This window comes from Alloalcanivorax sp. C16-1 (assembly GCF_046507805.1).
Lineage (GTDB): Bacteria > Pseudomonadota > Gammaproteobacteria > Pseudomonadales > Alcanivoracaceae > Alloalcanivorax.
Window position 1 is genome coordinate 350,649 of sequence record NZ_JBKFTK010000002.1, and the last position, 25,521, is coordinate 376,169.

24 protein-coding genes are annotated in these 25,521 nt (G+C 64.9%); 12 read left to right on the plus strand and 12 right to left on the minus strand.

What is annotated here, in order from left to right; all coding sequences use genetic code 11:
- Positions 1-60: 60 nt before the first annotated feature.
- Positions 61-960, plus strand: a complete 900-nt coding sequence (locus tag ACLD0W_RS08850; protein WP_410307120.1) for a LysR substrate-binding domain-containing protein — start codon at positions 61-63, stop codon at positions 958-960.
- Here ACLD0W_RS08850 and ACLD0W_RS08855 read toward each other — a convergent pair.
- Positions 942-1,499: a hypothetical protein gene (locus ACLD0W_RS08855; RefSeq protein ID WP_410307121.1), complete on the minus strand. Its 558-nt coding sequence runs from the start codon at positions 1,497-1,499 to the stop codon at positions 942-944. The two genes, ACLD0W_RS08850 and ACLD0W_RS08855, sit on opposite strands and share 19 nt — an antisense overlap.
- On the opposite strand from ACLD0W_RS08855, the gene ACLD0W_RS08860 reads away from it, so the two are divergent.
- Complete coding sequence (locus tag ACLD0W_RS08860) at positions 1,498-1,836, plus strand: hypothetical protein (RefSeq protein ID WP_410307122.1); 339 nt, start codon at positions 1,498-1,500, stop codon at positions 1,834-1,836. The two genes, ACLD0W_RS08855 and ACLD0W_RS08860, sit on opposite strands and share 2 nt — an antisense overlap.
- Here ACLD0W_RS08860 and acnA read toward each other — a convergent pair.
- The gene (acnA, locus tag ACLD0W_RS08865) at positions 1,784-4,531 is read right to left on the minus strand and encodes an aconitate hydratase AcnA (protein ID WP_410307123.1); all 2,748 of its coding nucleotides are present in this window, start codon (positions 4,529-4,531) and stop codon (positions 1,784-1,786) included. The two genes, ACLD0W_RS08860 and acnA, sit on opposite strands and share 53 nt — an antisense overlap.
- Positions 4,532-4,992: 461 nt before the next feature.
- On the opposite strand from acnA, the gene ACLD0W_RS08870 reads away from it, so the two are divergent.
- From ACLD0W_RS08870 to ACLD0W_RS08880, 3 genes are read left to right on the plus strand one after another with little or no spacing between them, the layout of a single operon-like run.
- Entirely contained in the window at positions 4,993-5,670 is a 678-nt protein-coding gene (locus ACLD0W_RS08870; protein ID WP_410307124.1) for a hypothetical protein, read from the plus strand.
- 44 nt (positions 5,671-5,714) lie between these two features.
- Positions 5,715-6,182, plus strand: a complete 468-nt coding sequence (locus tag ACLD0W_RS08875) for a PH domain-containing protein (RefSeq protein WP_410307125.1) — start codon at positions 5,715-5,717, stop codon at positions 6,180-6,182.
- Complete coding sequence (locus ACLD0W_RS08880; protein WP_410307126.1) at positions 6,172-7,644, plus strand: PH domain-containing protein; 1,473 nt, start codon at positions 6,172-6,174, stop codon at positions 7,642-7,644. Before ACLD0W_RS08875 ends, ACLD0W_RS08880 begins: the two co-directional genes overlap by 11 nt.
- Positions 7,645-7,702: 58 nt before the next feature.
- Here ACLD0W_RS08880 and hpaR read toward each other — a convergent pair whose 3' ends face one another.
- Genes hpaR through ACLD0W_RS08925 form a run of 9 tightly spaced genes read right to left on the minus strand, consistent with a single transcriptional unit; the run spans position 7,703 to position 15,628 of the window.
- The gene (gene hpaR, locus ACLD0W_RS08885) at positions 7,703-8,131 is read right to left on the minus strand and encodes a homoprotocatechuate degradation operon regulator HpaR (RefSeq protein WP_410307127.1); all 429 of its coding nucleotides are present in this window, start codon (positions 8,129-8,131) and stop codon (positions 7,703-7,705) included.
- Positions 8,132-8,169: 38 nt separating this feature from the next.
- Positions 8,170-9,639, minus strand: coding sequence for an NAD-dependent succinate-semialdehyde dehydrogenase (locus ACLD0W_RS08890; RefSeq protein ID WP_410307128.1), 1,470 nt, complete (start codon positions 9,637-9,639; stop codon positions 8,170-8,172).
- Between the two features lie 43 nt (positions 9,640-9,682).
- Positions 9,683-10,489: a 4-hydroxy-2-oxoheptanedioate aldolase gene (gene hpaI, locus ACLD0W_RS08895; RefSeq protein WP_410307129.1), complete on the minus strand. Its 807-nt coding sequence runs from the start codon at positions 10,487-10,489 to the stop codon at positions 9,683-9,685.
- 10 nt (positions 10,490-10,499) lie between these two features.
- Positions 10,500-11,303, minus strand: coding sequence for a 2-oxo-hept-4-ene-1,7-dioate hydratase (gene hpaH / locus ACLD0W_RS08900; RefSeq protein ID WP_410307130.1), 804 nt, complete (start codon positions 11,301-11,303; stop codon positions 10,500-10,502).
- Positions 11,303-11,692 carry a 5-carboxymethyl-2-hydroxymuconate Delta-isomerase gene (locus ACLD0W_RS08905; RefSeq protein ID WP_410307131.1) on the minus strand — a complete coding sequence of 130 codons (390 nt, stop codon included), beginning with the start codon at positions 11,690-11,692 and terminating at the stop codon, positions 11,303-11,305. The genes hpaH and ACLD0W_RS08905 overlap by 1 nt, the downstream gene beginning before the upstream one ends.
- 31 nt (positions 11,693-11,723) lie before the next feature.
- The gene (gene hpaD / locus ACLD0W_RS08910) at positions 11,724-12,587 is read right to left on the minus strand and encodes a 3,4-dihydroxyphenylacetate 2,3-dioxygenase (protein WP_410307132.1); all 864 of its coding nucleotides are present in this window, start codon (positions 12,585-12,587) and stop codon (positions 11,724-11,726) included.
- A gap of 28 nt (positions 12,588-12,615) precedes the next feature.
- Positions 12,616-14,076, minus strand: coding sequence for a 5-carboxymethyl-2-hydroxymuconate semialdehyde dehydrogenase (hpaE, locus tag ACLD0W_RS08915; protein ID WP_410307133.1), 1,461 nt, complete (start codon positions 14,074-14,076; stop codon positions 12,616-12,618).
- A gap of 2 nt (positions 14,077-14,078) precedes the next feature.
- Positions 14,079-14,852: a fumarylacetoacetate hydrolase family protein gene (locus ACLD0W_RS08920; protein WP_410307134.1), complete on the minus strand. Its 774-nt coding sequence runs from the start codon at positions 14,850-14,852 to the stop codon at positions 14,079-14,081.
- Positions 14,849-15,628, minus strand: a complete 780-nt coding sequence (locus ACLD0W_RS08925; protein WP_410307135.1) for a fumarylacetoacetate hydrolase family protein — start codon at positions 15,626-15,628, stop codon at positions 14,849-14,851. The genes ACLD0W_RS08920 and ACLD0W_RS08925 overlap by 4 nt, the downstream gene beginning before the upstream one ends.
- 99 nt (positions 15,629-15,727) lie before the next feature.
- On the opposite strand from ACLD0W_RS08925, the gene hpaA reads away from it, so the two are divergent.
- Positions 15,728-16,627 carry a 4-hydroxyphenylacetate catabolism regulatory protein HpaA gene (hpaA, locus tag ACLD0W_RS08930; RefSeq protein ID WP_410307136.1) on the plus strand — a complete coding sequence of 300 codons (900 nt, stop codon included), beginning with the start codon at positions 15,728-15,730 and terminating at the stop codon, positions 16,625-16,627.
- Positions 16,628-16,631: 4 nt separating this feature from the next.
- On the opposite strand, the gene ACLD0W_RS08935 is transcribed toward hpaA, so the two are convergent.
- The gene (locus tag ACLD0W_RS08935) at positions 16,632-18,518 is read right to left on the minus strand and encodes an FAD-binding monooxygenase (RefSeq protein ID WP_410307137.1); all 1,887 of its coding nucleotides are present in this window, start codon (positions 18,516-18,518) and stop codon (positions 16,632-16,634) included.
- Between the two features lie 339 nt (positions 18,519-18,857).
- Between ACLD0W_RS08935 and ACLD0W_RS08940 the strand changes: the two genes are divergently transcribed.
- The 6 genes from ACLD0W_RS08940 (at position 18,858) to ACLD0W_RS08965 (ending at position 25,336) form a co-directional block, all read left to right on the plus strand.
- On the plus strand, positions 18,858-19,922 hold the full coding sequence (locus ACLD0W_RS08940; protein WP_410307138.1) for a TRAP transporter substrate-binding protein: 1,065 nt from the start codon (positions 18,858-18,860) through the stop codon (positions 19,920-19,922).
- Positions 19,923-19,951: 29 nt separating this feature from the next.
- On the plus strand, positions 19,952-20,422 hold the full coding sequence (locus ACLD0W_RS08945) for a TRAP transporter small permease (RefSeq protein ID WP_410307139.1): 471 nt from the start codon (positions 19,952-19,954) through the stop codon (positions 20,420-20,422).
- Positions 20,419-21,744, plus strand: a complete 1,326-nt coding sequence (locus ACLD0W_RS08950; protein ID WP_410307140.1) for a TRAP transporter large permease — start codon at positions 20,419-20,421, stop codon at positions 21,742-21,744. The genes ACLD0W_RS08945 and ACLD0W_RS08950 overlap by 4 nt, the downstream gene beginning before the upstream one ends.
- A gap of 226 nt (positions 21,745-21,970) precedes the next feature.
- The gene (locus tag ACLD0W_RS08955) at positions 21,971-22,951 is read left to right on the plus strand and encodes a PDR/VanB family oxidoreductase (RefSeq protein ID WP_410307141.1); all 981 of its coding nucleotides are present in this window, start codon (positions 21,971-21,973) and stop codon (positions 22,949-22,951) included.
- A 29-nt stretch (positions 22,952-22,980) separates the two neighbouring features.
- Positions 22,981-24,090, plus strand: coding sequence for a Rieske 2Fe-2S domain-containing protein (locus ACLD0W_RS08960; RefSeq protein WP_410307142.1), 1,110 nt, complete (start codon positions 22,981-22,983; stop codon positions 24,088-24,090).
- A 100-nt stretch (positions 24,091-24,190) separates the two neighbouring features.
- Complete coding sequence (locus ACLD0W_RS08965) at positions 24,191-25,336, plus strand: DcaP family trimeric outer membrane transporter (protein WP_410307143.1); 1,146 nt, start codon at positions 24,191-24,193, stop codon at positions 25,334-25,336.
- Positions 25,337-25,521: the final 185 nt, after the last annotated feature.

Below are 25,521 nucleotides of genomic sequence, written 5' to 3' on the forward strand. Positions count from 1 at the left end.
TGACGGCGAGGCAAGAATAAATATATTTAATAATTATAAAGATATAACTAAAATAAACTTATGAATGAGACAACGTTGCGCCAATGGCGCCTGTTCCTGGCGGTGGCGGACACCGGCAGCGTGGCCGCCGCCGCGCGCCAGGTGTCGCTGACCCAGCCGGCGGTCAGTCTGGGCCTGGGCCAATTGGAGGCACGCCTGGGCGAGCGGCTGTTCGACCGGGTCGGGCGGGGGCTGCGCCTCAACGGCGCCGGGCGCCGTTTGTTGCCGGAGGCGCGGGCGCTGCTGGAGCAGGCCGCCCGGTGCGAGTCCTTGTTCCGGGAGAGCACCCTGGAAGTCACCCTGGCCGCCACCCACACCCTGGGCAATTACTACCTGCCGCCGCTGCTGGCCGCGTTTCGCCAGCGCCACCCGGAGGCGACGGTGCGCCTGGAGGTGATCAATACGCGGCGGGCGGTGGAGCGCCTGCTGGCACTGGATACCGACATGGCGCTGGTGGAGGGGCCGGTGTCGCATCGGCTGCTGGAGGTGCGGGCCTGGCGGGACGACACCCTGGTGCGGGTGGCGTCGCCGGGCCTGGCGGCGAGGTTGAGCGGACAACCGGCGGCGCGCTGGCCCTGGGTGATGCGCGAACCCGGGTCCGGCACCCGGGCGGTGGTCGAGGCGCGTCTGGGCGAGGCGTTTCCGCCGGCGGAGCGGATCATGCAACTGGGCGCCGGCGAGGCGGTGCGGCAGGCGGTGCTGGCCGGCGCCGGGGTGGGCTATGTCAGCGAAGTGGCCGCCGCCTCGGCGCTGCGGGACGGGCGCCTGGTCAGCCTGCCCGGTGCCGGCGAGCGTTTGCGCAGACCGCTCTATCTGTTGCGTCATCGGCAACGGGAACAAAGCGCCGGCGAGCGGGCCTTGCTGGCGCTGTTGCTGGAACAGCAATCACCGTCGGCTGCGCCTCAGGGCTCCAGGCCGTAGCGGCGCAGCACATCGCGGTTGCGTTGCGCCCAACGGTCGTAGCGGCTTCGCAATTCCTCCTCATCCGGCACCGGCACGCCGACCCACTGACAGCGTTGAATGACCGCCCGTTTGAAGGCGCCGTAGCCGCCGTAGCGGCGCATGGAAAACCATTTCTTGCGCCCGCGGTTGGCGGTCACCGAGAAGTTGCCGCCCAGCGGCTTGTCCCGAAACGTCACGGTGACGCCCACCAGCCCGAAAGGATTGCCGCTCTCCGTCGATTCCCCGTCGTCGCCGGCGTACAGCATCAGCGGGCGCCGGTCGCCCATGGCGGCGCGCACCGCCGGGTCGTCCAGGGCCGCGTCGCGCCAGCGGCGGGCTTCGTGAAGGGCGGCCACGCGGCTGCCATAGCGGCGATCCCGGAACGAACGCCGCCGCTGGTGGCGGCGCCCGTGTCGATCCAGATAGGGCACGGCACACCACCAGAACTCGCCGCTGTGGTTGCGATAAATGTACAAAAAGGAATGCACATGGGGCGTTCGTCTCACGGGATCCGTCATGGCTCCGACTTCCGTCCTGATCGTTATTGTTGCTTTTATGCAACAATTGGAATCAGGGCTATTAAGGCAAAGCGACCCCGTGAAAGACTGTTCCTGCTCTATATACAAGGAAAGAGCGGTCTTTTCTCAGGTGTTTGATCGTCTTAAAAAGTCCGAGGAAAAACAAAGATATTTGTCGGATCTGAGCGAGGTTTGTTTTAAACGCAAAGGTTGGGCGGGGCGTGACGCCGGAAGGCGGGCAAAAAAAGGGGGCGCCGAAGCGCCCCTCGTCCATGGCGGTGCCTTCAGCTTTTCATCATTTGCCGCAGCACGTAATGCAGGATGCCACCGTTCTTGAAATAGGTGACTTCAGCGCCGGTGTCCAGGCGGCTGATCGCCTTCACCGTGCTTTCCTTGCCGTCCTGCTTGCGGAACACCACCTCGATCTCCTGGCCCGGTTTCAGGTCGTTGCCCAGGTTGGGGATGTCCACTTCCTCGGTGCCGTCCAGGTTCAGGGTCTTGCGGGTGGTGCCTTCCGGGAACTGCAGCGGCAGCACGCCCATGCCGATCAGGTTGGAGCGGTGAATCCGCTCGTAGCTTTCGGCAATCACCGCGCGCACCCCCAGCAGGCGGGTGCCCTTGGCGGCCCAGTCACGGCTGGAGCCGGTGCCGTATTCCTTGCCGGCCACCACCACGGTGTCCACGCCGTCGTGCTGATAGCGCATGGCGGCGCCGTAGATCGGCATTTCCTCACCACCGGGCAGGTGCTTGGTGTAGCCCCCTTCGATGTCCGGCGTCATCTCGTTGCGGATCCGGATGTTGGCGAAGGTGCCGCGCATCATCACTTCGTGGTTACCGCGCCGGGACCCGTAGGAGTTGAAGTCGATGGGCTCCACGTCGTGGCCCTGCAGGTAATGCCCGGCGGGGCTGTCGGCCTTGATGGCGCCGGCCGGCGAGATGTGGTCGGTGGTGATGGAGTCGCCCAGCAACGCCAGGATGCGGGCGTTCTTCACCGGTTGCACATCGTCCACTTGCTCGGTGAGTCCGTCGAAGAACGGCGGGTTCTGGATATAGGTGGAGTGCTCGTCCCATTCATAGGTTTTGGACTCCGGAATCGGCAGGCTCTGCCAGATTTCGTCGCCGTCGAACACGCTGGCGTATTCCTTGCTGAACATCTCGGTGTCCACCGCCACCAGGGCGTCCTGGATTTCCTTGCTGGAGGGCCACAGATCCTTCAGGTAGACCTCATTGCCGTCCTGGTCGCGGCCGATCGGCTCCTTGTCCAGGTTGATGCGCACGGTGCCGGCCAGGGCGAAGGCCACCACCAGCGGCGGTGAGGCCAGCCAGTTGGTGCGCACGCTTTGGTGAATGCGGCCCTCGAAGTTGCGGTTGCCGGACAGCACCGAGGCCACCGTGAGATCGCCCTCGGCGATGGCCTTGTCGATCTCGTCCGGCAGCGGGCCGGAGTTACCGATGCAGGTGGTGCAGCCGTAACCCACCAGGTTGTAGCCGATCTGGTTCAGGTATTCCTGCAGGCCGGCCTTGGCCAGGTAATCGGTGACCACCTTGGAGCCCGGTGCCAGGGAGGTTTTCACCCAGGGTTTGCGGGTCAGCCCTTTCTCCACCGCCTTTTTGGCCACCAGGCCGGCGGCCAGCATCACGCTGGGGTTGGAGGTGTTGGTGCAGGAGGTGATGGCGGCGATCACCACGTCGCCATGGTCGAGCTGGAAGGTCTCGCCGTCCAGGGTCACTTCCACGCCGGAGCCCGGGTCCTGGTTGCCCACCGCGGTCTGGCCGCCTTCGCCCTCGAGCTTGGCGATTTCGCTGTCGTCCTTGTTCAGCTGCTCGGTGATGATGTCGGTGATGGTCTGTTTGATGCCGGTGAGCGGCACCCGGTCCTGGGGCCGTTTCGGGCCGGCCAGACTGGGCACCACCTGGCTCAGGTCCAACTCCAGGGAGTCGCTGAAGGCCGGTTCCGGGCTGTCGTTATCGCGCCACAGGCCCTGCTGCTTGCAGTAGGCTTCCACCAGGGCGATTTCGTCCTTGGGCCGGCCGGTGAGTTCCAGGTATTCGATGGTGCGTTCGTCGATGGGGAAGAACGCACAGGTGGAGCCGAATTCCGGGGACATGTTGCCCATGGTGGCGCGGTCCGCCAGGCTCAGATCGGCGAGACCGTCGCCGTAGAATTCCACGAACTTGCCCACCACGCCGCGCTCGCGCAGCATCTCGGTGACGGTCAGTACCAGGTCGGTGGCGGTGACGCCCTCACGGAGCTTGCCGGTCATTTTGAAGCCGACCACCTCGGGAATCAGCATCGCCACCGGCTGGCCGAGCATGGCCGCCTCCGCCTCGATGCCGCCCACGCCCCAGCCGAGCACGCCCAGGCCGTTGATCATGGTGGTGTGGGAGTCGGTGCCCACCAGGGTGTCCGGGTAGGCGAAGGTCTTGCCGTCGGACTCGCTGGACCAGACGCCGCGGCCCAGGTACTCCAGGTTCACCTGGTGACAGATGCCGGTGCCCGGCGGCACCACGCGGAAATTGTCGAACGCTTTCTGGCCCCAGCGCAGGAACTGATAGCGCTCTTTATTGCGCTCGTATTCCTTTTCCACGTTCTGCTCGAACGCCTGCGGGTTGCCGAACTTGTCCACCATCACCGAGTGGTCGATGACCAGGTCCACCGGCGCCAGCGGATTGATCCGCTCCGGGTCGCCGCCGGCCTTGGCGATGGCGTCGCGCATGGCCGCCAGATCCACCACCCCGGGCACGCCGGTGAAGTCCTGCATCAGCACGCGGGCGGGGCGGTAATTGATTTCACGGTCGGAGGAACGCTTCTCCGGCCATCGCACCAGGGCCTCGATGTCCTCGGTGGTGACCGTGTCGCCGTCTTCGTGGCGGAGCAGGTTTTCGAGAAGCACTTTGAGGGTGAAGGGGAGCTTGCTGAGATCACCCCAGCCCTTGTCGGCGACGGCATTGAGATCGTGGTAATGATAGGTCTTGCCGCTCACGTCCAGGGTCTTGGCGCTGTTCAGGGTGTCCTGGCCAATCCGTGTCACTGCGCACCTCCTTACGTTGGCGAAAATCTTCGTTGGCGAAAGTCGTTCGCTTGGGGGATTACCCCATGATAGTACGCCCTTGTGGCCGGCACATGAAACGGCCGGCCCGGGGCCGCGAGTTTTACACCATTTCGCAAAAGACCCGCGATTGGGGCGTTAGGGTCTGTTCACACTACTTGCATCACGCCTGCTGGATGTCATTTTGGTCTCCAGCTAGGCGGAGGGAGCGCGGTTTGGTCATTCCAAATAAGTGACCGACAACGACGCTGGAGGCCAAAAGGGCGCCAGCCCTTCGGGTTGTGGCTAAAAACCCACCCCTCCGCGTTACTCGTCGTTCATTTGGAGTCACCAAACTTCTCTCCTCGTGCCTTGATGGGTGGGCTTTTAGCCACAACAGGCGTAATGCAAGTAGTGTGAACAGACCCTAGGCTGCGCGCCCTTCAAAGAACAAAGGAAATGTCATGTACGAATGGATTCAAGAGCACAACAAGGTGCTCAGCGTCCTGATCAGCTTCGGCACGTTGCTGATCTGGCTGGTCTATGCCCAACTGCTGTACAGCAGCTATCGCCGGCAGGTGCGCCCGCGCATCGTTATCAACCGGGGCAAGCACCGGGACCTGAACGCGCTGTGCATCATCAGTAACATGAGCGCCGAATCGGTGTTCGTGGAGCACATTCTGGCGCGCCTGGAAACCAGTGAAGGCACCGTGCTGGAGGACGTCACCGAGCTGGAGCAGGAGTACGAGCAGGGCGACGAGGAAAAAGACCAGCGCGACAGCCCCACCGCCTCCCTGCGGGACAGCACCCGCCAGGGGCCGCTGAACTCCGGCGACTTCCTGCACATTGGCTCGTTCCAGGAAGTGATCCGCCGCACCCTGCGCAACCAGCGCCTGGAACGCGGTGACGACGAGGAGCCGGTGCGGCTCAAGTCGCTGACCATTCAGGTGGTGGCGATTTACGGGTCCGACGATAAGCCCATCGGCGTGGAACGCCGCTTCCTGATCGAGCACGGCGAGGACGGGCACCGCCTGGTACCGGCCACCTGGGACAGCCGCCGCATGGCCGGTCGCCGGGATCGCCGCCGTCTGCGCAATATGATGGAAATGCTGCGCCGGGAGCAATTGGCGGGCGATCAATAATCCGCTGTAATGGGCCCTTTCGCGACGGTGACGGGGGCGCACTCATGGGGTTTGAAACGGTGGACCGGAACACGGTGTCGGTCTGGCGCCTGCAGGCCCTGGCCGGGGTGGCGGTGGCCGCCCTGGCGGCGGCGGTGGCGGTGATCGGCGTGCCGTGGCTGGCCGGTTGGCCGGTGCTCGCCCCGGTGGGGCTGCTGCTGGCGGTGGCGGTGGGCCTGGCCCTGTGGCTGCCGGCGCTGGCCCACGCCCGCCTGCGCTATCGCCTGGACGAGCACGGCCTGACCATCGAGCACGGCATTCTGTGGCGCCACCGGATCATCGTGCCGCGGGTGCGCGTTCAGCACTCCGACATCAGCCAGGGACCGCTGCAGCGTGCCTTCGGCGTCGCCACCCTGCGCCTCTACACCGCCGGCAGCCGCTTCACCGTCAACAGCCTGCCGGGCCTCGCCGACGATCAGGCGCGGGCGCTGCGCCGCCGGCTGCTCGACGAGGGCGACGGCGATGCGGTATGAAGACGGCCATCCGGTCCCCGAACAGCGCCTGCATCCGCTCAGCTGGGTCTTTTATCTGTCCGGCGGGCTGGGCGCGGCGTTGCCGGCCCTGGCCGCTCTCGCCCTGGGGGCGGAGTGGGGCGGCGGCCTGTGGGTGCTGCTGCCGCTGATCCTGATCGGCCCGCTGGCCGGCCTTTGGCATCAATGGGTGTACCGCTACGACGCCGGCCCGGACGGGCTGGTGATCCGCGAGGGGCTGATCTTCCGCAACCTGCGGCAGATCGATTACCGCCGCATCGAGAACCTGGACACCCGGCGCAATCCGTTGCACCGCCTGCTGGGCGTGGCCGATGTGAAGGTGGAGACCTCCAGCGGCGGCGGCGCCGAGGCCACCTTGCGGGTGCTGTCACTGGCGCAGGCGGCGCGTCTCAGCGAGGCGGTGTTCGCCCGCCGCCGGGCCCTGGACGTGAGCACGGACACGGACGCGGCGCCGGCCGCGCGGGCGGAGGTGTTACTGCGCCTGTCGCCCGGCGAGCTGGTCCGGATGGGGCTGATTGATAACCGCAATCTGTTCTGGTTGGGCGCGGTGATCGGCTCGGTGGTCCAGGTGCTGGGCGTGGACCTGCTGGAGCGGGTGGTGGGCCCGGCGTTGCGCGATGCCGGCCTGCGCTACGTCAGCGAACTGGGCCTGGTGCTCAAGGTGCTGCTGGTGGCCGGCACGGTGATCGGCGTGCTGCTGGTGGGCAAGGCCCTGTCGGTGCTCAGCGCCCTGGTGCGCTATCACGGCTATGTGCTCGAACAGGACGGCGCCGACCTGCGCGCCCGCCATGGCCTCTTTACCCGCCACGCGGTGACCCTGAGGCTGGCGCGGGTGCAGGTGGTGCACCAACTGGCCACGCCGCTGCACCGCCTGCTCCGCCGGGTGGCCCTGCAGGTGGATCTGGCCGGCGGCGCCGGCGACCCGGAGCACGGCGACGGCGCCCGACCGCTGGCGCCGATCTGTCCGGCGGAGCGGGCCCCGGCGCTGATCCACCGGGCGCTGCCGGGGCTGGCTCGCGACGAACCCGAGTGGCGGCCGCTGTCCGCGCGCACCCGCTACCGGCTGACCCGCCTGTGGTTGTGGTGCTGGGCGCTGCTGACCTTGCCGCCGGCGCTGTGGTGGTGGGGCTGGCCGGGACTGGCGGTGCTGCCCGTCGGGCTGCCGGTGGCGCTGCTGCACGGCCACCTGTACGCCCGCTATACGCGCTGGGCGCTGACCCCGGATCTGTTGCTGTTTCATCGTGGCTGGCTGTGGCGGCGACTGGCGGTGGTGCCGCGCAACCGCATTCAGACCGTGCGCCTGAGCCGCACCCCGTTCGACCGCCGCTACCGCATGACCGCCCTGGAGGTGGACACCGCCGGCGGCGGCCTGACCAAGCGACGGGTGCGGCTCGGCTATCTGGACCGCGACGTGGCCGCGCGCCTGGCCAGGGCACTGGTGTGAGATTCATGACGCCGCCGCCCCCGTGGGCGGGCCAAACGCAAAGCAGTGTGAACGGACCCTAGGGTTCCACGCGGCGCAGCTGTTCGAGCAGCGTCATCAGGGTCTTGTAGTTGTCGGCGCCCAGCTGTCGTTTGATGCGGCGGTATTGCTCGTGCATAGCGCCGCTCATGGTATCGAACAGGCGATGGCCGGCCTCGGTGAGGGCGACGCACAGCCGGCGCTGGTCATTGGCCGGCTTCCAGCGTTTCACGTAGCCGGTTTTCTCCAGGCGCACCAGCACGCCGGTGAGACTGGGGCGCAAGATGCAGGCGATCTCCGCCAGTTCCCGGCTCTCCAGCTGGTGGTCCGGGACCTCCTTGAGGATGCGGATCACCCGCCATTGCTGTTCGGTGAGGCCGTGCTCGTTGAGCAGCGGGCGGAAAAAGCCCATGGCGGCCTCGCGGGCCTGAAGCAGGGCCACGGTCAGGGAAGGCGTGGGTTTGGCCATGCGGTCGGAGTGCTCCTCGGATGCGGCGCGGTGACGGCTTAGGGGTCCGCCACGCACAGGTATTTCAGTTCCAGATAATCATCGATGCCGTGGCGGGAGCCTTCGCGGCCCAGCCCGGATTCCTTGATGCCGCCGAAGGGGGCCAGTTCGGTGGAAATGATACCTTCGTTGATGCCGACCATGCCATATTCCAGCGCCTCCGCCAGCCGCCAGGCGCGCCCCAGATCGCCGCTGTAGAGGTAGGCGGCCAGGCCCGAAGGCGTGTCGTTGGCCAGGGCCAGCGCCCCGGCCTCGTCCTGGAAACGGAACACCGGCGCCAGCGGCCCGAAGGTTTCTTCCCGCGCCACGCGCATGGCCGGGGTCACGCCGCTGAGCACGGTGGGCTGGAAGAAGCCGCCGCCCAACGCATGGGGGCGGCCGCCGCACAAAAGCCGTGCGCCGCCGGCCAGGGCGTCGTCCACGTGGGCACGCACCTTGTTGAGCGCGCCGGCGTGGATCAGCGGGCCCTGTTGCACGTCGTCCTCGCCGGCCGGGCCCACCTTCAGTGCCTCCACCGCCCGCGCCAGCTTGTCGCAGAAGGCGTCGTGGACACCGTCCTGGACCAGAAAGCGGTTGGTGCACACGCAGGTCTGGCCGCTGTTGCGGAACTTCGAGGCCAGGGCACCTTCAACCGCGGCGTCCAGGTTGGCGTCGTCGAACACGATAAAAGGCGCGTTACCGCCCAGCTCCAGGCTCAGTTTTTTCACCGTGTCGGCGCATTGCGCCATCAGCAGCTTGCCCACCGCCGTGGAGCCGGTGAACGATAGCTTGCGCACCCGCCGGTCGCCGGTCAGGCGACCGCCGATGGCGGCGGCATCGCGGCCGGGCACCACATTGAACACCCCGGCGGGCAGGCCGGCGCGCCGGGCCAGCTCGGCCAGGGCCAGCGCCGACAGCGGCGTTTCCGGATCCGGTTTGAGCACCAGGGTGCAGCCCGCCGCCAGGGCCGGGCCGGCCTTGCGGGTGACCATGGCGCAGGGGAAGTTCCAGGGTGTGATGGCGGCCACCACGCCCACCGGCTGCTTGAGCGTGGCCAGCCGCCGGCCCGGCCGGTCGCCGGCCAGCAGCTCGCCGTTGACGCGCTTGGCCTCCTCGGCGAACCACTCGATAAAGCCGGCGGCGTAGTCGATCTCGCCCCGGCTTTCCGCCAGCGGCTTGCCCTGTTCGCGGCTGAGCAGACGGGCCAGGTCTTCTTGGTGCTCCAGCATCAGATCGAACCAGCGGCGCAGGAGGCGCGCGCGTTCCTTGGCCGGACGTGCGCGCCAGGCGGGCAGGGCGCGCTCGGCGGCATCGATGGCGCGGTCGGTGTCGGTGGCGCCGCAGTCCGCCACCTGGATGATCAGGCTCTGGTCCGCCGGGTCGCGCACCGGGAAGCGGGCGCCGCCGTCGGCGTCGAGCCATTGGCCGTCGATACAGGCCTGGTCGCGCAGCAGGCCGGTATCGGCCAGGGCCAGGGGGGCGTGGGTCATGAAGGTTCCTTGGTTTCGAGCAGGGGCCGGATGAGAGCGCCGATCAGTAAACGGACGGGCCGGCGGGCGCGGCAGGGGCGTTGTCGCCCTTGAACTCGGCGGCCAGTCCCTTGAGCGCGCCCATCAGCAGGCTGGTGTCCACGCCCACCGCCACGAACAGGCAGCCCAGTTCCAGGTAGCGCCGCGCCAGCCGCCGGTTGGCGTTGAGAATGCCGGCGGCCTTGCCGGCCCGGCGGATGCGGGCGATGGCGTCCTCGATGGCCGCCTGCACGTCCGGGTGCGCCGGATTACCCCGGTGGCCCAGGGAGGCACTGAGATCCGCCGGCCCGATAAAGACGCCGTCCACGCCCTCCACGGCGGCGATCTGGTCCAGGTTGTCCAGGGCCTGGCGGCTTTCGATCTGCACCAGCAGGCACATCTGTTCGTCGGCCTGGTCCAGGTAGCCGGGCACGCTGTTCCAGCGTGAGGCCCGGGCGAGGGCGCTGCCCACGCCGCGCACGCCGTTCGGCGGATAGCGCATGGCCCGCACCAGCTCCCGGGCCTGGTCGGCGCTGTCCACCATCGGCACCAGCAGGGTCTGGGCGCCAATGTCCAGGTACTGCTTGATCAGGGCGGTGTCGCCCACCGGCGGGCGCAGCACCGGCCGGGCCGGGTAGGGCGCCACCGCCTGCAACTGGGCCAGCAGGGTGCGCAGGTCGTTGGGGGCGTGTTCGCCGTCCATCAGCAGCCAGTCGAAGCCGGCGTTGGCGGCCAGCTCGGCGCAGTAGGCGTCGCACAGTCCCAGCCACAGGCCGATTTGCGGGCAGCCCTCGGCGAGCGTCTGTTTGAAAGTGTTGACGGGCATGTCCATCCGTTAATCCTTAAACGAACCGGCAGGCGATGGCGCCCAGGTCGTCATAGTCCACGTGGAAGGTGTCGCCGGGGCGCACCGCCACCGGCCGGGTGAAGGAGCCGCCCAGAATCAGCTGGCCCGCTTCCAGCCCCACGTCGTAGGGCGCCAGGCGGTTGGCCAGCCAGGCCACGCCCTTGGCCGGGTGATTGAGCACCGCGGCGGCGACGCCGGATTCCTCGATCACGCCGTTGCGATAGAGAATCGCCGATACCCGGCGCAGGTCCAGGTCCATGGGCCGGATCGGCCGGCCGCCCATCACCACGCCGGCGTTGGCGGCGTTGTCGGAAATGGTGTCGAACACCTTGCGGGTGACGCCGGTTTCCTGGTCCACCTGCTGGATGCGGGCATCGATGATTTCCAGCGCCGGAATCACGTACTCGGTGGCGTCGAACACATCGAAGACGGTGCAGTTCGGGCCCTTCAGCGGCTTGCCGAGGATGAAGGCCAGCTCCACCTCCAGGCGCGGCACGATAAAGCGGTCGATGGGAATGTCGGTGCCCTCGTCGAACAGCATGTCGTCGAGCAGGGCACCGTAGTCCGGTTCGTCGATATTGGAGGACACCTGCATGGCCCGTGACGTCAGGCCGATCTTGTGGCCGATCAGCGTGCGGCCATCGGCGATTTTCCTGTCCACCCAGGCGCGCTGGATGGCGTAGGCGTCCTCGATGGTGATGTCCGGTTGCTCCAGGGAGAACTGGCGGATCTGGGTGCGTTGCCGTTCGGCGTCGTCGAGCCGTTGCACGGCCTGGCGGATAAAAGCGTCGTCGAGCATCAGCGCTCTCCGTTGAGAAAGGCGTGGATGTTGTTGTGTTTAAAATTGAGATCCGGGTCCAGCTCGGTCATCTCGAAGGACACCGCCAGCAGGCGTTTTTCCTGCAGCGGCGCGAAGTGCGCCTTGATCGCCTCGAACAGGGTTTCGGCGACTTTGTTGCGCGTTTCCAGGTCCCGGCCGCTGCCCACTTTCAGGGTCATATGCACGAAGGCATAGTCGTGGGCGCCGTCGGCGATACGGTAGGTATCGTGGCGGATCGCGCGGCTGCGAATGCCGCCCAGCGGAAACACACCGGAGTCACCGAGTACCTTATGCACGGTTTCGAACAGGGCGGGAAAGTCCGCGTCGCCTTCCAGGTTGCCGCTGTATTCGGCGATAAAATGGGGCATCGATGTTCTCCTGTTATTGCTTGCAGCTCTTTTACCAGGGCAGCGGAAAAACCGCGTTGATCTGGCCGGTGCCGGAGCTGGCGTACAGCTCGGTGAGCACTTCCACCGGCCGGTCGTAGTCCTCGCCGCCGAGCAGACCCAGCAGCATGGCGGTATCGTGCATGCCGCCCTCGCCGTAGCAGTGCTCGGCGTAATCCGGGAGCATGGCGCAGAACTCCTTGAAGCGGCCCTGCTTCCACAGTTCCACCACGCGCAGATCCATCTGACGGTCGAACTCCCGGCTCCAGTTGTGCAGGTTCTGGTCCGCCAGCCGGTCGTCGGAGAAGCGGTGCGACAGGGAGCCGGAGGCCAGCACCACCACCTTGCGGTCGCTGGCCTCGATGGCCCGGCGCACGGCGGCGCCGAAGGTGAAACTGTCCTCCAGGCGGTGCCAGGCGCACCAGGAGGCAACGGACACCACTTTCAAATGCTGCTCCGGGGGCACGTCCATGTGCATGTAGCGCATCGGCACCAGGGTGCCGTACTCCAGATGCAGGCTGGGAATATTGTGGGCGCGGGTGCGCACGTCGGCGGCGTTGGCCTGCTCGGCGATCAGTTCGCCCAGCTCCGGAGCGCCTTGGTACTGGTAGTGCATGTCCTGGATGAAGTGGGGCAGCTCGTTGCTGGTGTAGATGCCCTCGAACCGTTCACCGCAGTTGATGTGATAGCCGCTGTTGACCAGCCAGTGCACGTCGAACACCAGGGCGGTGTCGGCGCCCAGCTCGCGGGCGCGGCGGCCGATTTCCTTGTGGCCGTCGATGGCCGCCTGCCGGCACCCCTGATGGGGGCCGGGCAGTTCGGACAGATACATGGACGGCACGTGGCAGATCTTGGCGGCGAGAACGACCTCTCCCATTGTTCTTCTCCTTATCGCCGCGCCGGGGTCAGACGCCCCAGCGCGGAATGTGATGGTGGCCCATGGCGACGCACACGTTCTTCACTTCGGTGAACACTTCGAAGCTGTATTCGCCGCCCTCCCGGCCGGTGCCGGATTGTTTGATGCCGCCGAACGGCTGGCGCAGATCGCGCACGTTCTGGCTGTTGATGAACACCATGCCCGCCTCGATGCCCTGCGCCATGCGGTGGGCCTTGGCCAGGTTCTCGGTCCAGACGTAGGAGGCCAGGCCGTACTGCACGTCGTTGGCCAGCTCCAGGGCGTGGGCCTCGTCCTTGAATTTACCCAGGCACACCACCGGCCCGAAGATTTCCTCCTGGCAGATGCGCATCTTGTTGTCCACGTCGGCGAACACCGTGGGCTGGATAAACTGGCCGTTGGCGACCCGGTCGGGCAGGCCCTCGGGGCGTTCCAGCCCACCGGCCACCAGTTTGGCGCCTTCCTCGATGCCGATGCGGATGTAACCGGTGACCTTTTCGTAGTGCTGGCGGGTGATCATGGAGCCCACCTGGGTGTCCGGGTTTTGCGGGTCGCCCACTTTCAGTTTTTTGGCGCGTTCCGCGAATTTTTTCACGAACTCGTCGTAGACGCTTTCCTGAATGAAGATGCGGCTGCCGGCGGTGCAGCGTTCGCCGTTCAGGGAGAAGATGGTGAACAGGGCCGCGTCCAGGGCGCGATCCAGGTCGGCGTCCTCGAACACCAGCACCGGCGACTTTCCACCCAGTTCCATGGAGTATTTCTTCATGCCGCCGTTCTGCACGATCTTGCGGCCGGTGGCGGTGCCGCCGGTGAAGGACACGGCGCGCACATCCGGGTGGCGCACCAGGGCGTCGCCGGCGCTGGACCCATAGCCCTGAATCACATTGAACACGCCGTCGGGGATGCCCGCTTCCTTGGTCAGCTTGCCCAGTTCCGCGGCGGTCATCGGTGACAGCTCGGACATCTTGAGCACGGCGGTGTTGCCCAGGGCCAGGCAGGGGGCGGTTTTCCAGGTGGCGGTCATGAACGGCACGTTCCAGGGTGACACCAGCGCGCACACACCCACCGGTTGGTGGAGCGTGTAGTTGAGCATCTGGTCGTCCACCGGGTAGGTGTGGCCGTTCATGCGCGTGCACACTTCGGCGAAGAAGTTGAAATTGTGCGAGGCGCGCGGGATCAGCACGTTCTTGGTCTGATGAATCGGCAGGCCGGTGTCCAGGGTCTCCAGCTCGGCCAGGCGCGGCACGTTCTCGTCGATCAGTTCGCCGAGGCGGCGCATCAGGCGCGCGCGCTCCTTGGCCGGCGTATTGGCCCAGCCCGGGAACGCGGCCTTGGCGGCGGCCACCGCTTCGTTCACTTCCTTTTCGGTACCGCTGGCCACCGGGCCGATCACTTCGCCGGTGGCCGGGTTGATGTTGTCGAACGTTTCCGGGCTTTCCACTTCCCGGCCGTTAATCCAGTGCTTGATCACGATCACTGCTCCTTCGCGTTCTTGAAGAATTCACTTTCGCTGAGCATGGTGTTGCGCAGCCGACCGATGCCCTCGATCTCCACGTCCACCACGTCGCCGGGTTGCACGTCCGCCATGCCCTTGGGGGTGCCGGTGGCGATCATGTCGCCGGGCCGCAGGGTCATGAAGCCGGACAGGTATTCGATCAGGAACGGCACGTCGAAAATCATGTCCGCGGTGGTGCCTTCCTGTTTCAGTTCGCCGTTGATGTAGGTGCGCAGGGTCAGGCGGTTGGGCTCGGGCACCTGGCTCCTGTCGACGATCCAGGGACCCACCGGGGTGGTGCTGTCGCGGTTTTTCACGCGCAGGTTGGGCCGGTAGTAGTTTTCCAGGTAGTCACGGATGGCGTAGTCGTTGCACAGGGTGTAGCCGGCCACGTAATCCAGGGCGTCCTCGCGGCGGACGTTGCGCGCGGTCTTGCCGATCACCGCCACCAGTTCGCACTCGTAGTGCATGTAGTCGACGCCGTCCGGGCGCCAGCTGTAGCCGTTGTGCCCGGTGTAGGCGTTGGGCGCCTTGACGAACACCAGGGGTTCCTCGGGCGCCGATTTGAAGCTCAGCTCGGCGGCGTGGTCGGCGTAGTTCAAACCCAGGGCGAACAGGGTGCCGGTGGCCGGCGGCAGCCAGGTGACCTGATCGGCGGCCAGTGTTCGTCCGTCGGAGAGAACCACCTTGCCGTCGTCGTTGACGGTGACGTCGAGCACTTCGCCCTGGTGCTGGATGCGAGCGTGTTTCATGAGCGGTCTCCTTCCCGAGCGGTGTCTTCTTCGGTCACCCGCGACACCAGGGTGCCGACCTTGTCGATCTCCACCGCGACTTCATCGCCGGGCGCCACGTCCACGCGGCCCGCCGGCACACCCGCGATCAACACGTCGCCCTGGTTGAGGGTCATGAACTCGCTCAGTTCGGCGATCAGCCGCGCCACCGGGCGCACGAATTGGGCGGTATTGCCTTCCTGCCTGAGCTCGCCGTTGACGATCAGGCGCACGCCCAGGCCGGACGGGTCGCCCACGTCGGCGGCATCGATGACCCAGGGGCCGATCGGGCAGAAGCCGTCGCGGCACTTGGCCTTCACCGCCGGCCGGTAGTAGCTGTCCTCCGGCAGGCTGAACTCGTTGACCACGGTGTAACCGGCCACATGGGCCATGGCGTCCGCTTCGCTGACGCGGCTGGCCGCCTTGCCGATCACCACGCCCAGGGACGGCCCCGGCTGCAGGCGCTCGCCGGCGGGGCGCGCCACCGCTCCGAGATGCCCGTTACGGGTGTTCGGCGTCTTGATGAACAGCACTGGCCGGGTGGGCGGCTTTTCGTAAGGCGGCTGGTTGAAGCGGTCCAGGTGCGATTCCAGCAGGGCCCGGTCATTGAGCGCGATGCCGAACACGGTGCCGGACACCGGCGGCAGCCAGCGGGCCTGGTCCGCGGCGAGGGTGTCGCCGTCGGCCCGACGCAGCCGATCACCGTCCACGGTGACGGCCGTCGATTCGCCGTTGATTTCCACGAGGGCGTGGCGCATGGGAACTCCTGTTTGTACGTTGCCGGATTTTGTACATTAATATATTAATGAATTCAAGCAAGCGTCGTGATCGGGTATGCTGGTTCGCGGAGAGCCCTTATGAACAACAACGAACCGATTCCCAACATCAACATCGGTCAGGTCTACGACCAGCGCTACGCGGACGCCGAGGTGCACTACGACGCGCTGGGACCGATGGCGGATTTCTTCGGCCGCAATATGCCGGCCCATCGGCACGACCGTTTTTTCCAGGTGCACTTCGTCAAAAGCGGTCTGGTGCGTGTCTATCTGGACGAGCACCAGTATCACCAGCACGGGCCCATGTTCTTCCTCACCCCGCCTACCGTGACCCATGCGTTCGTGACCCAGGCGGACGCCGATGGCCATGTGCTTACCGTGCGTCAGCCGCTGGTGTGGAACCTGCTGGAGGAGAGCGGTGACCTTGCCGACCCCGCCGAAGTGCGGCCGCTGTGCGTGGCCCGCGCGCAATTGGAGCCGCACCGGCACGCCGAACTGGACCGGCTGGAACGCCTGTTCGACGCGCTCGGCGACGAAGCCGCCAGCGACGGCGCCGGCCGCGAGGTGGCGGTGCGCAGCCTGGCGCGGCTGATCTTTATCCGCCTGTTCCGATTGTCGAGCAGCGCGCTGCCGTCGCAACCGGCCCGCCACGAGGACCTGGCCTTGTTCCAGCGTTTCCAGATGCTGATCGAGGAACATCACGCCCACCATTGGACCCTGTTTCAATACGCCGAGGCCCTGGACGTCACCGAGAACCGGCTTAACGAGATCTGCCGGCGCACCGCCGGCAAACCCAGTAAGCGGTTGGTGTTCGACCGACAGATTCAGGAGGCGCGGCGGCTTCTGATTTTCACCGCCGCCTCCATCAACGAGATCGGTTACCGGCTGGGGTTCAATGACCCGGCTTACTTCTCGCGCTTCTTTACCCGCGAGGCGGGCATGACGCCGGGAAGTTACCGTCGTCGCCACCGGCGCGGCTGAACGCTCAGCCCGGGCGCCGGGTATTGCCGTCGAAGAACGCCGCCAGCTCATCCACCGCCTCGAACGGCAACACCAGGGAGACGTAATGGTCCGGGCGCACCACGATCACGGCGCCGCCACGGTCGACGCCGCGCGCCTCGAAGATGTCCCGCCTTGGATCGATGGCGTAGACCTTTTCGTAGTCGGTGAGCTGGAACGGGCCCACCCGGGGTTTGAACAGCGGTGGAATGGACGGGCCGAACTCCACGTCCGCGTGGACCTGCTGATAGATCACCTTGATGTCGAACAGGCTGTCGAGATCGGCACCGTCCGGAGTAAAGCGCACCACCGGCGAGGCGGCGTCGCTGAGCATCCATTCCGCCCACCGGTCGAGACGTTCGGCGCTGCCATCGGCGAAGGCGTAGATTCGCCAGCGGCCGTCGGCGGTGGCGTGGTGACCCAGGTGCACGTCGTTGCCGTCGCACACCCGCATCACCGGCGCCGACTTGAAGCGTTTGCCCACCGCGAAGCCGGTGGCCAGCGCCTGGTGGCGGGTGTCACCGGTGATCATTGAGGGGCGATACTCGGTCATGAAACCGGCGGGGAATTCCGCGGTTTTCACATAGAAGTCCGCCAGTTCCTTGGGATCCTCGAATTCCTCGGTGGGTTTGGCCATCAGGCTCGACCACTCGCGATCGAAATCGATCAGGTTCTGCGCCACTTCCTGACGTTCCTCGGAATAGGTGGCCAGCAGGGCCGGCGGCGCCTGGCCGGACAGCACCTGGCCCAGCTTCCAGGCGATATTCCAGCCGTCCTGCATGGACACGTTCATGCCCTGGCCGGCCTTGGCGCTGTGAGTGTGGCAGGCATCGCCGGCGATGAAGACGCGCGGCGCGACGCGGTTCTCGTCGCCGGGATCCACGTCGTCGAACTTGTCGGTGACCCGGTGGCCCACCTCGTAAACCGTGTACCAGGCGCAGTCCTTCACCTCCAGGGTATAGGGATGGAGGATGCGGTTGGCCTTGGCCACGGTGGTTTCCAGGGTGGTCTGGCGAACCTGGCGGTTGTCGTCGGCGGACACCTCGCCCAGGTCCACGTACATGCGGAACAGATGACCGCCCTCGCGGGGAATGTGCAGGATGCTGCCGCCGCTGGCGGACTGGATCGCGCACTTGGTGCGAATGTCCGGGAAGTCGGTGGTGGCGAGCACGTCCATCACGCCCCAGGCGTGATTGGCCACCTTGCCCACGTGCTGGCGGCCAATGGCCTCGCGCACCTTGCTGTGGGCGCCGTCGCAGCCGACCACGTACCTGGCGTGCACGGTGCGTTCCTGGCCTTCCCGCTCGCCGCTGACGTGGCGCAAGGTGACAGTGACCGGGTACTCGGCGCTCCGGTCGATGTGCAGCGCGACGAATTCCAGGCCGTAGTCCGGCTCAATGCGTGCCGGGGCGTGGCGGGCGAACTCGGCGAAGTAATCCAGCACCCGGGCCTGATTGACGATCAGATGCGGGAATTCGCTGATCTCGCCGCTACCGTCGTCCAGCGCCACCGAGGCGCGGGCGATATGGTCCGGGTTGTCCGGGTCCGGCGACCAGAACGCCATCTCCGTGATGCGGTAGGCCTCGGCGGTAATCCGTTCGGCGAAGCCGAAGGCCTGGAACGTTTCCACGCTGCGCGCCTGGATGCCGTCCGCCTGGCCGAGCTTCAGGCGACCCGGCCGGCGCTCCACGATGCGGGTGGTGACATGGGGGTATTTGGCCAGCTGGGCGGCGGCGATCATGCCCGCCGGTCCACTGCCCACGATCAGCACGTCGACGCGCTCGGGCAGGTCCCCGGGTCGGTCGATACCGGTGCCGGCGGCGTCCTCGACACGGGGATCGCTGGAAACATAGCCGTGGTGATGGAACTGCACTGCGACTTCTCCCTTTTTGTTTTGATGAGCGTTGTTCTGATCTGCGTTGTTCTGATGGGCGCTGTTGTGGCGATCGTGTTGGTGTGATCGCGTTGCTTTTTTTCATCATCGGTGAGCCCCGCGACCAGTCCCAGGTGTTTTCCAGAGGAAAAATTGCACTTTTCAACGGTGGTGATCGCGAATGTATACCTGCCGGGGTCGCGGCGATTTTATTCGGGCCGGCGCATTGACCGGCCGCTCGCAGGCTGTTTAGTATTCATTAACAAATTAATGGTTGCGGCACGTCGGACAGGCCACGCCGCCATCGAAAACAACAAGCAAACACAGCGAGAGGTCGCCATGAAAACACCTATAAGAAACCTCCCCCTCCGGATCGCCGGCACCGCCCTGGGCCTGATATTGGGCCTCGGCGCCGCCCACGCCGACGACAGCGTTACCCTGCGTATCGAGCACTTCCTGCCGGCCAATTCCAACGCGCAGCAGAATGTGATCGAACCCTGGTGCGAGGACATGAAGGCGGCATCGGACGGCCGCATCCAATGCGAGATCTATCCCTCCATGCAGCTCGGCGGCACCCCCGGCCAATTGGCCGATCTGGCGCGCAACGGCGTGGTGGACGTGGTGTGGACGGCGCTGGGTTATTCCGCCGGTCGCTTCCCGCGCAGCGAGGCGCTGGAGCTGCCGTTCGTGCTGCCGGCCGGCGGAGAAACCGCCAGCCGCATCATCTGGGACTATTCCACGAGCTACGCCAAGGACGATTTCAAGGACTACAAGGTGCTGGCGGTGTACAGCGACGGCGGCGGCACCCTGCACACCGCGCGCAAGGCGGTGCGTAACCTGGACGACATGAAGGGCCTGCGGGTGCGGGCTTCCACCCGGCTGGCGTCCCGCTTCCTGAGCGCGGTGGGCGCCACGCCGGTGAGCATGCCGCCCTCGCAGATCGCCGACACCCTGTCCAAGGGCGTCATCGACGGCGCCCTGGCGGTGTGGGAGGTGGTGCCGCCCACCAAGCTGGACGAAACCACTTTCCACCACACCACCACCGGGCCGGATCAGGCCACCACCACGGTGACCACCCTGGCCATGCTGATGAATCAACAGCGCTACCAGAGCCTGCCGGATGATCTGAAGAAAGTCGTTGATCAATACAGCGGCGAGGCACTCACCGTGCGTTTCGGCAAGGCCTGGGACCAGGCCATCGATCAGGTGAAAAACCGCATCGCCGCCGATGACGAACACACCATCATCACCCTGGACGACGCCGCCTATCAGGCCATGCTCAAGGCGTCACAAAGCGTGGTCGATGACTGGGTCGCCAACGACGACGGTGGCCTGGACCGCCAGGCCCTGTTCGACGGCCTGCAAAAAACGGTCAAGCAATACACCCCGGAACTGGCGCGCTGAGGCGCGCCTCCCTGCGAGCGGAGTGAACCATGGCCGGCGTTATTCTGCGTCGATTGTCGCTGGGGTTTGCCCTGGCCGGTGGCGCCATCGTGCTGGTGCTGATCGTCATGTCGCTGGTGTCACTGGTGGGGCGCAAGTTGTTTTCCGCGCCGATCCCCGGTGACATCGAAGTCCTGCAAATGGCCATCGCCGTGGCGGTGACGGCGTTCCTGCCGCTGTGCGAGATCACCGACAACCATATCCGAGTGGATCTGGTGGCCGGCTTTCTGCCGGCGCCGGTGAACCGGGCGCTGCTGGCCACCGGCCATCTGCTGTTGGCCGCGGTGGCCGCCCTGATGGGCTGGCGCACCTTTCTGCTGATGCAGAACAGCCAGGATTACGGATCCACGTCCACCATGCTGGGCGTGCCGCTGTGGTGGCCCCAGGGATTGATGGTGCCGAGCCTGGCGCTGCTTGCCCTGTGCGGGCTGTACCGGGCGGCGCGGGAGGTCAGGCCATGAGCGGCATGCAAACCGGGCTGCTGGTGCTGGCGGTGCTGATGGGCCTGCTGGCGCTGCGCGTGCACGTGGGCGTCGGCATGTTTCTGGCCGGCATTCTTTGTTATGTGCTGGTTAACCACGGCGACCTGAACGCGCTGCTGTTCACCATCAATAATCTGGTCTACGCGCGGGTCTCCGATTACGACCTGGCGGTGATTCCCCTGTTCGTTCTGATGGGGCAGTTCGCCATCCACGGCGGGTTGTCCCGGGCTCTGTTTCGCGCCGCGTCCGCGTTCATCGGCCATTGGCGCGGCGGGCTGGCGATGTCCGCCGCCGGGGCCTGCGCCGGCTTCGGCGCCATCTGCGGCTCGTCGCTGGCCACCGCCGCCACCATGAGTCAGGTGGCGCTGCCGGAACTGGAAAAACACCACTACCCCAACAAGCTGGCCGCCGGCACCATCGCCGCCGGCGGCACCCTGGGCATTCTGATTCCGCCGTCGGTGCCGTTGATCGTTTATGCGGTGCTCACCCAGGAATCCATCGGCAAGCTGTTCGTGGCGGCCATCATTCCCGGTCTGGTGGCCATGCTCGGCTACCTGATCGTGATTCGCCTGGTGGCCATGCGCACCATGCGCGACGCGCCGCGCGTCCCCAAGGCGGCCTGGAGCACGCGCCTGCGCGCGCTGGCGGAAGTGTCGCCGGTGCTGCTGGTGTTCCTGGTGGTGATCTTCGGCATCTACGGCGGCTGGGCCAACCTCACCGAAGCGGCCTCCATCGGCGCCGGCGCCTGCGGCCTGTTCGCCGTGGTGCGCGGCGGGCTGCGCGGCGAGGGTCTGGTGAAAAGCCTGATCGGCACCGCCGAGGCGTCCGCCATGATCTACCTGGTGGTGATCGGCGCCGACCTGCTCAACAGCGGCCTGGCGCTCAGCCGCCTGCCGGTGGAACTGGCGGACTGGGTGCAGGCCAGCGGCATGGCGCCGTTCGCGGTGCTGCTCTCGATCCTGGTGATCTACCTGTTGCTGGGCTGCGTGATGGATTCCCTGTCCATGATTCTGCTCACCGTGCCGATCTTCTACCCGATCGTGGTGGGCCTGCCGTTCTTCGATCTCACCCAGACCGAGATTTCCATCTGGTTCGGCATTATCGCCCTGATGGTGGTGGAGATCGGCCTGATCACACCGCCCATGGGCATGAACCTGTTTATCGTGCAGAAGTTCAGCGAGCGCACCTCCCTGGCGGCGGTGAGCCGGGGCATCGTGCCGTTCCTGGGCGCCGACCTGGTGCGCATCGCCCTGCTGGTGGCGGTGCCGGCGTTGTCGCTGATGCTGTTGACCGTGATCTGAGTCCCGCCTTTCTCTCCTTCCCGCCGATACTACTCCGTCGCGGTACCGCCTTGGGCGGCGCCGCGAGCGCGTCCCTGCGTGTTGGTCATCGGTGCATGCCTCCGCGCCGCCTTGTCCACCCTTCGGGGGACGAGGATTAATGGTCTTCCTTGCTACGGTTGAGTGAGTTGAACGGTCGCCATAGACGGCCGCTACCTATAACAACTTGATGAGCAAGGCAGTTTTCATGTCAGTGCAGGATCGCCCTTTTCATTTAACGGTGTCTCGGTTCGCCGCGGAGGCCAAGGACATCGCGTTGCTTGAGTTGCGAGATCCGGAGGGGCACTCCTTGCCGGTTTTCTCGCCGGGTGCTCATCTGGAATTGGTATTGGAGGATGGCCTGCTACGGCATTACTCGTTACTCAATTGCAGTACCGAGAGAGACCGTTACGTAGTGGCGGTCCACCTGGCGCCGCGAAGCCGAGGGGGTTCCTCATTCATTCACTCCCGGGTGCGACAGGGCGACGTGATCACCGCGCATGGCCCGCGTAATAACTTTCCATTGGACGAAGATGCGCCGGGCTACTTGTTCGTCGCCGGTGGTATTGGCGTGACACCCATCCTTTCCATGGTCCGTTGGTGTGAGCGTCAAGGTAAGCGTTGGCGGCTTCTGTATGCCTGCCGAAACCGTCAACGAGCGGCATTCTATGAAACGCTCGCTGAGATGGGCGGAGATCGCGTTCAGTTCCATTTTCAAGATGAGCAGGAGGGACGGTTGCCGGACGTGAATGCTTTTATCAAGCAGCTGCCCGATGGGCATCATCTCTACTGCTGTGGGCCTGACCCCATGATGCGCGCGGTGCGTGATCATGCCGAAGAGCTCGACATCGACAGGGTGCACTTTGAATGGTTTGAAGCGCCGGCGGCGCAAGCCGGACGGGATGAGCCCCAGGGCGACGCCAGTGGCTTTGACGTGAGGCTGATGGAGCGTGATATGACGATCCATGTGCCGCCGGATTTAAGCATTCTGGAGGCACTTGAACAACAAGGCATTGATATGCCCTACGCATGCCGCGCGGGGATCTGCCGGACCTGTGAAGTGGAGGTGTGTGGCGGGGAACCCGACCATCGCGATTTCATCCTTGATGATCAGGAGAGGGGAAGCGGAAAAACCATACTGGTGTGTGTATCAAGATCAAATACCGACACGCTCGACCTTAAGATTTAGAAAAGAACAAAGTAAAAGGAGGTAACGCCATGACTCGACCGGTACGGAACATTATTGCCAGTTCGAGAAGAGCCGCCACGGCGATGGCGGATAATAGTACGCCGTTCATCTACAACGAATGGTATGTGGCCGCCTTCGGCGAAGAGTTGGGACGAGCATTACTGGCGCGCCGTATTCTGGGCCGAAGGGTGGTGCTTTATCGCACGGAAGCGGGTCACCCGGTGGCGTTGGAGGATCGCTGTCCGCACCGCTCCTTTCCGCTCTCCGAGAGTAGCCTGGAAGGCGACACCATCGTATGTGGGTATCACGGTTTTCGTTATAACACCGAGGGGGATCTGGTCGAGGTGCCCTCGCAAAATGCCTGTCCAAAAGGCATCGGTGTGCATGCTTATCCATTGGTGGAACGCGGCCCCTTGGTCTGGATCTGGATGGGCGACCCGGATCGGCTGGATGAGAGTCGTATCCCGCATCAAGAATGGTTCGACAGTGGCGACTGGGAATATTCCACCGGTTATCTGTACCACCGTGGCAACTACGTAAGCATGCATGAAAACCTGATGGATCTGACTCATCTTTCCTATCTGCACGCGGACACCATAGGTACACCGGACTATGCGGGCGCGCCTTACGATATGGACCTTACCGAGGGTAATTACAAACTGCACCGTAGAGTGGTGCCGACCCGATTGTCGCCCGTATGGGGTAAAAGTACGGGACTGGATGGTCTGGATAGTGCCGCCAGGCTGATTACTTCGGAATTCGTATCACCAGCACTGCATCGGGTGAGTGGCACCTTTTATGATTCCGCTCTGCCTGATGGCGAGCGGCCGGAGTACCGTATTTGCACGGCGCATATTCTTACCCCGGAAACCGCGCATACCATGCACTATTTCCTGGTGCATGGTCGGGATTTCGCCACCGAAGATGAACACATCACGAAGTTTATGCATGAGCAACTGTTCGCGGCCTTTGAAGAAGATGTGGTGGGTCTTGGCAAATTGGAGGATGTACTTAAGGAGCGTGATGACAGCACCTTCGAGATATCCGTGGCCAGCGATGCTCCCGCCATTGCAACACGTACCTATCTCAAGAAGCGTGCCGAGCAGGATGCGGGGCCAGCGTTCGGTGTGAACGCATAGATTTATTCTTCTTTCTCTTTCAATGAATGCCGTTACATGAAACGGCATTTTTAATATTCATAATATTAACATGTTAATAAAACTAAGAAGAGATAATGCAATGAGTATATCAAGAATTGGCTGTTTCATTATTGGTGGTGCCGTTGCCATCAGTGCCGGTAACGCAACGGCGATTACCTTCAAAGTGCAGGATACCGAAGTGGGTATCAGCGGCTACGCACGCATGAATATGACTTATGATATTGATCAGGACCTGGGAGACGCCAACGCGGTAGGCTTTGATCTGGATACCGAAGGTGACGGTGCCGGTCCGGATTGGGATATGAGCGCGGCGCAAAGCCGGATCGGCTTTTCCACCGCGACACCCTTGCAGCGCGGTACCTTGAAGACCTTTATCGAGGGTGATTTTCTGGCGTCCGGAAACTTCCGCCTGCGTCATGCCTATGGCAGCTGGAATGGTATCCTGGCGGGCCAGACCTGGGCCAATTCCTCGCTGTTTCTGGGGCGTACACCGACCCTGGATTTTCCCAGCCTGGTCGGTTATCCGGGGCATGTGAACGAGGCCCGCCAGGCTCAGGTGCGTTATACCCGCGGCGGCCTCTCCCTGGCGGTGGAAGATCCCACCAGCGACGTCCATGGCGCTGGTTCCGGCGGACGGTTGCTGTTGGACCAGAACAACACCGATACCATGCCCGACCTGACCGCCCGCTACGAGAACACGTCGTCACGGTTCCAGTACGGTGGCAGTCTGGTATTGCGCCGCCTCACCGTGGACGACGGCACTAACTCCGACTCCACTTTCGCCTACGGTCTGGCCGGTGCCTGGCGTGTGACGATTACCGACCGCACCTCCATCCAGGGCGGTGTCAACTACGGTGATGGCCTCGGTGCCTATCTGTATCGCTCCGGCGCCCCCGGCGCGTACCTGGATGGGCTGGGTGACGTGAACAGTATCGCCGGTTACGGGGGCGCCGTTGGCCTGAGCCATCGGTTGACGCCGGAGGTTGCATTCAACGCGAGCCATGGTTTCGCCAAGGTGGACTACGACGATGCTCGGGACGATCTTGGCGCCGCCACCGTGGCGGACATGGACGAGTATCGCTCCACCACCTTCATCAACGTACTTTGGACGCCAGTGCCGCGGATAATGTTCGGCGCCGAACTGGGCGTGGTCTCCATCGAAAAGGTCGATGGCGACGACGCCACCGCGAATCGCCTGATGCTGGCGGCCCAATACTCCTTTTAACCCGAGGCGGGGTGGCGGGTGGCCCGGTCCCGCCCCCCGCTTTTTTTACTTCGATCGCCCGGCCAGCGGCGCGCCGCACCGGTTGCATGGATTGGCAATCAGATTGCACGAATCCTCAATTCGGCGGCCACCAGCTGCTGCTAGGCTTGATGGAGCTCCCCCTGCCGGGCAGAACGCAACAGAAA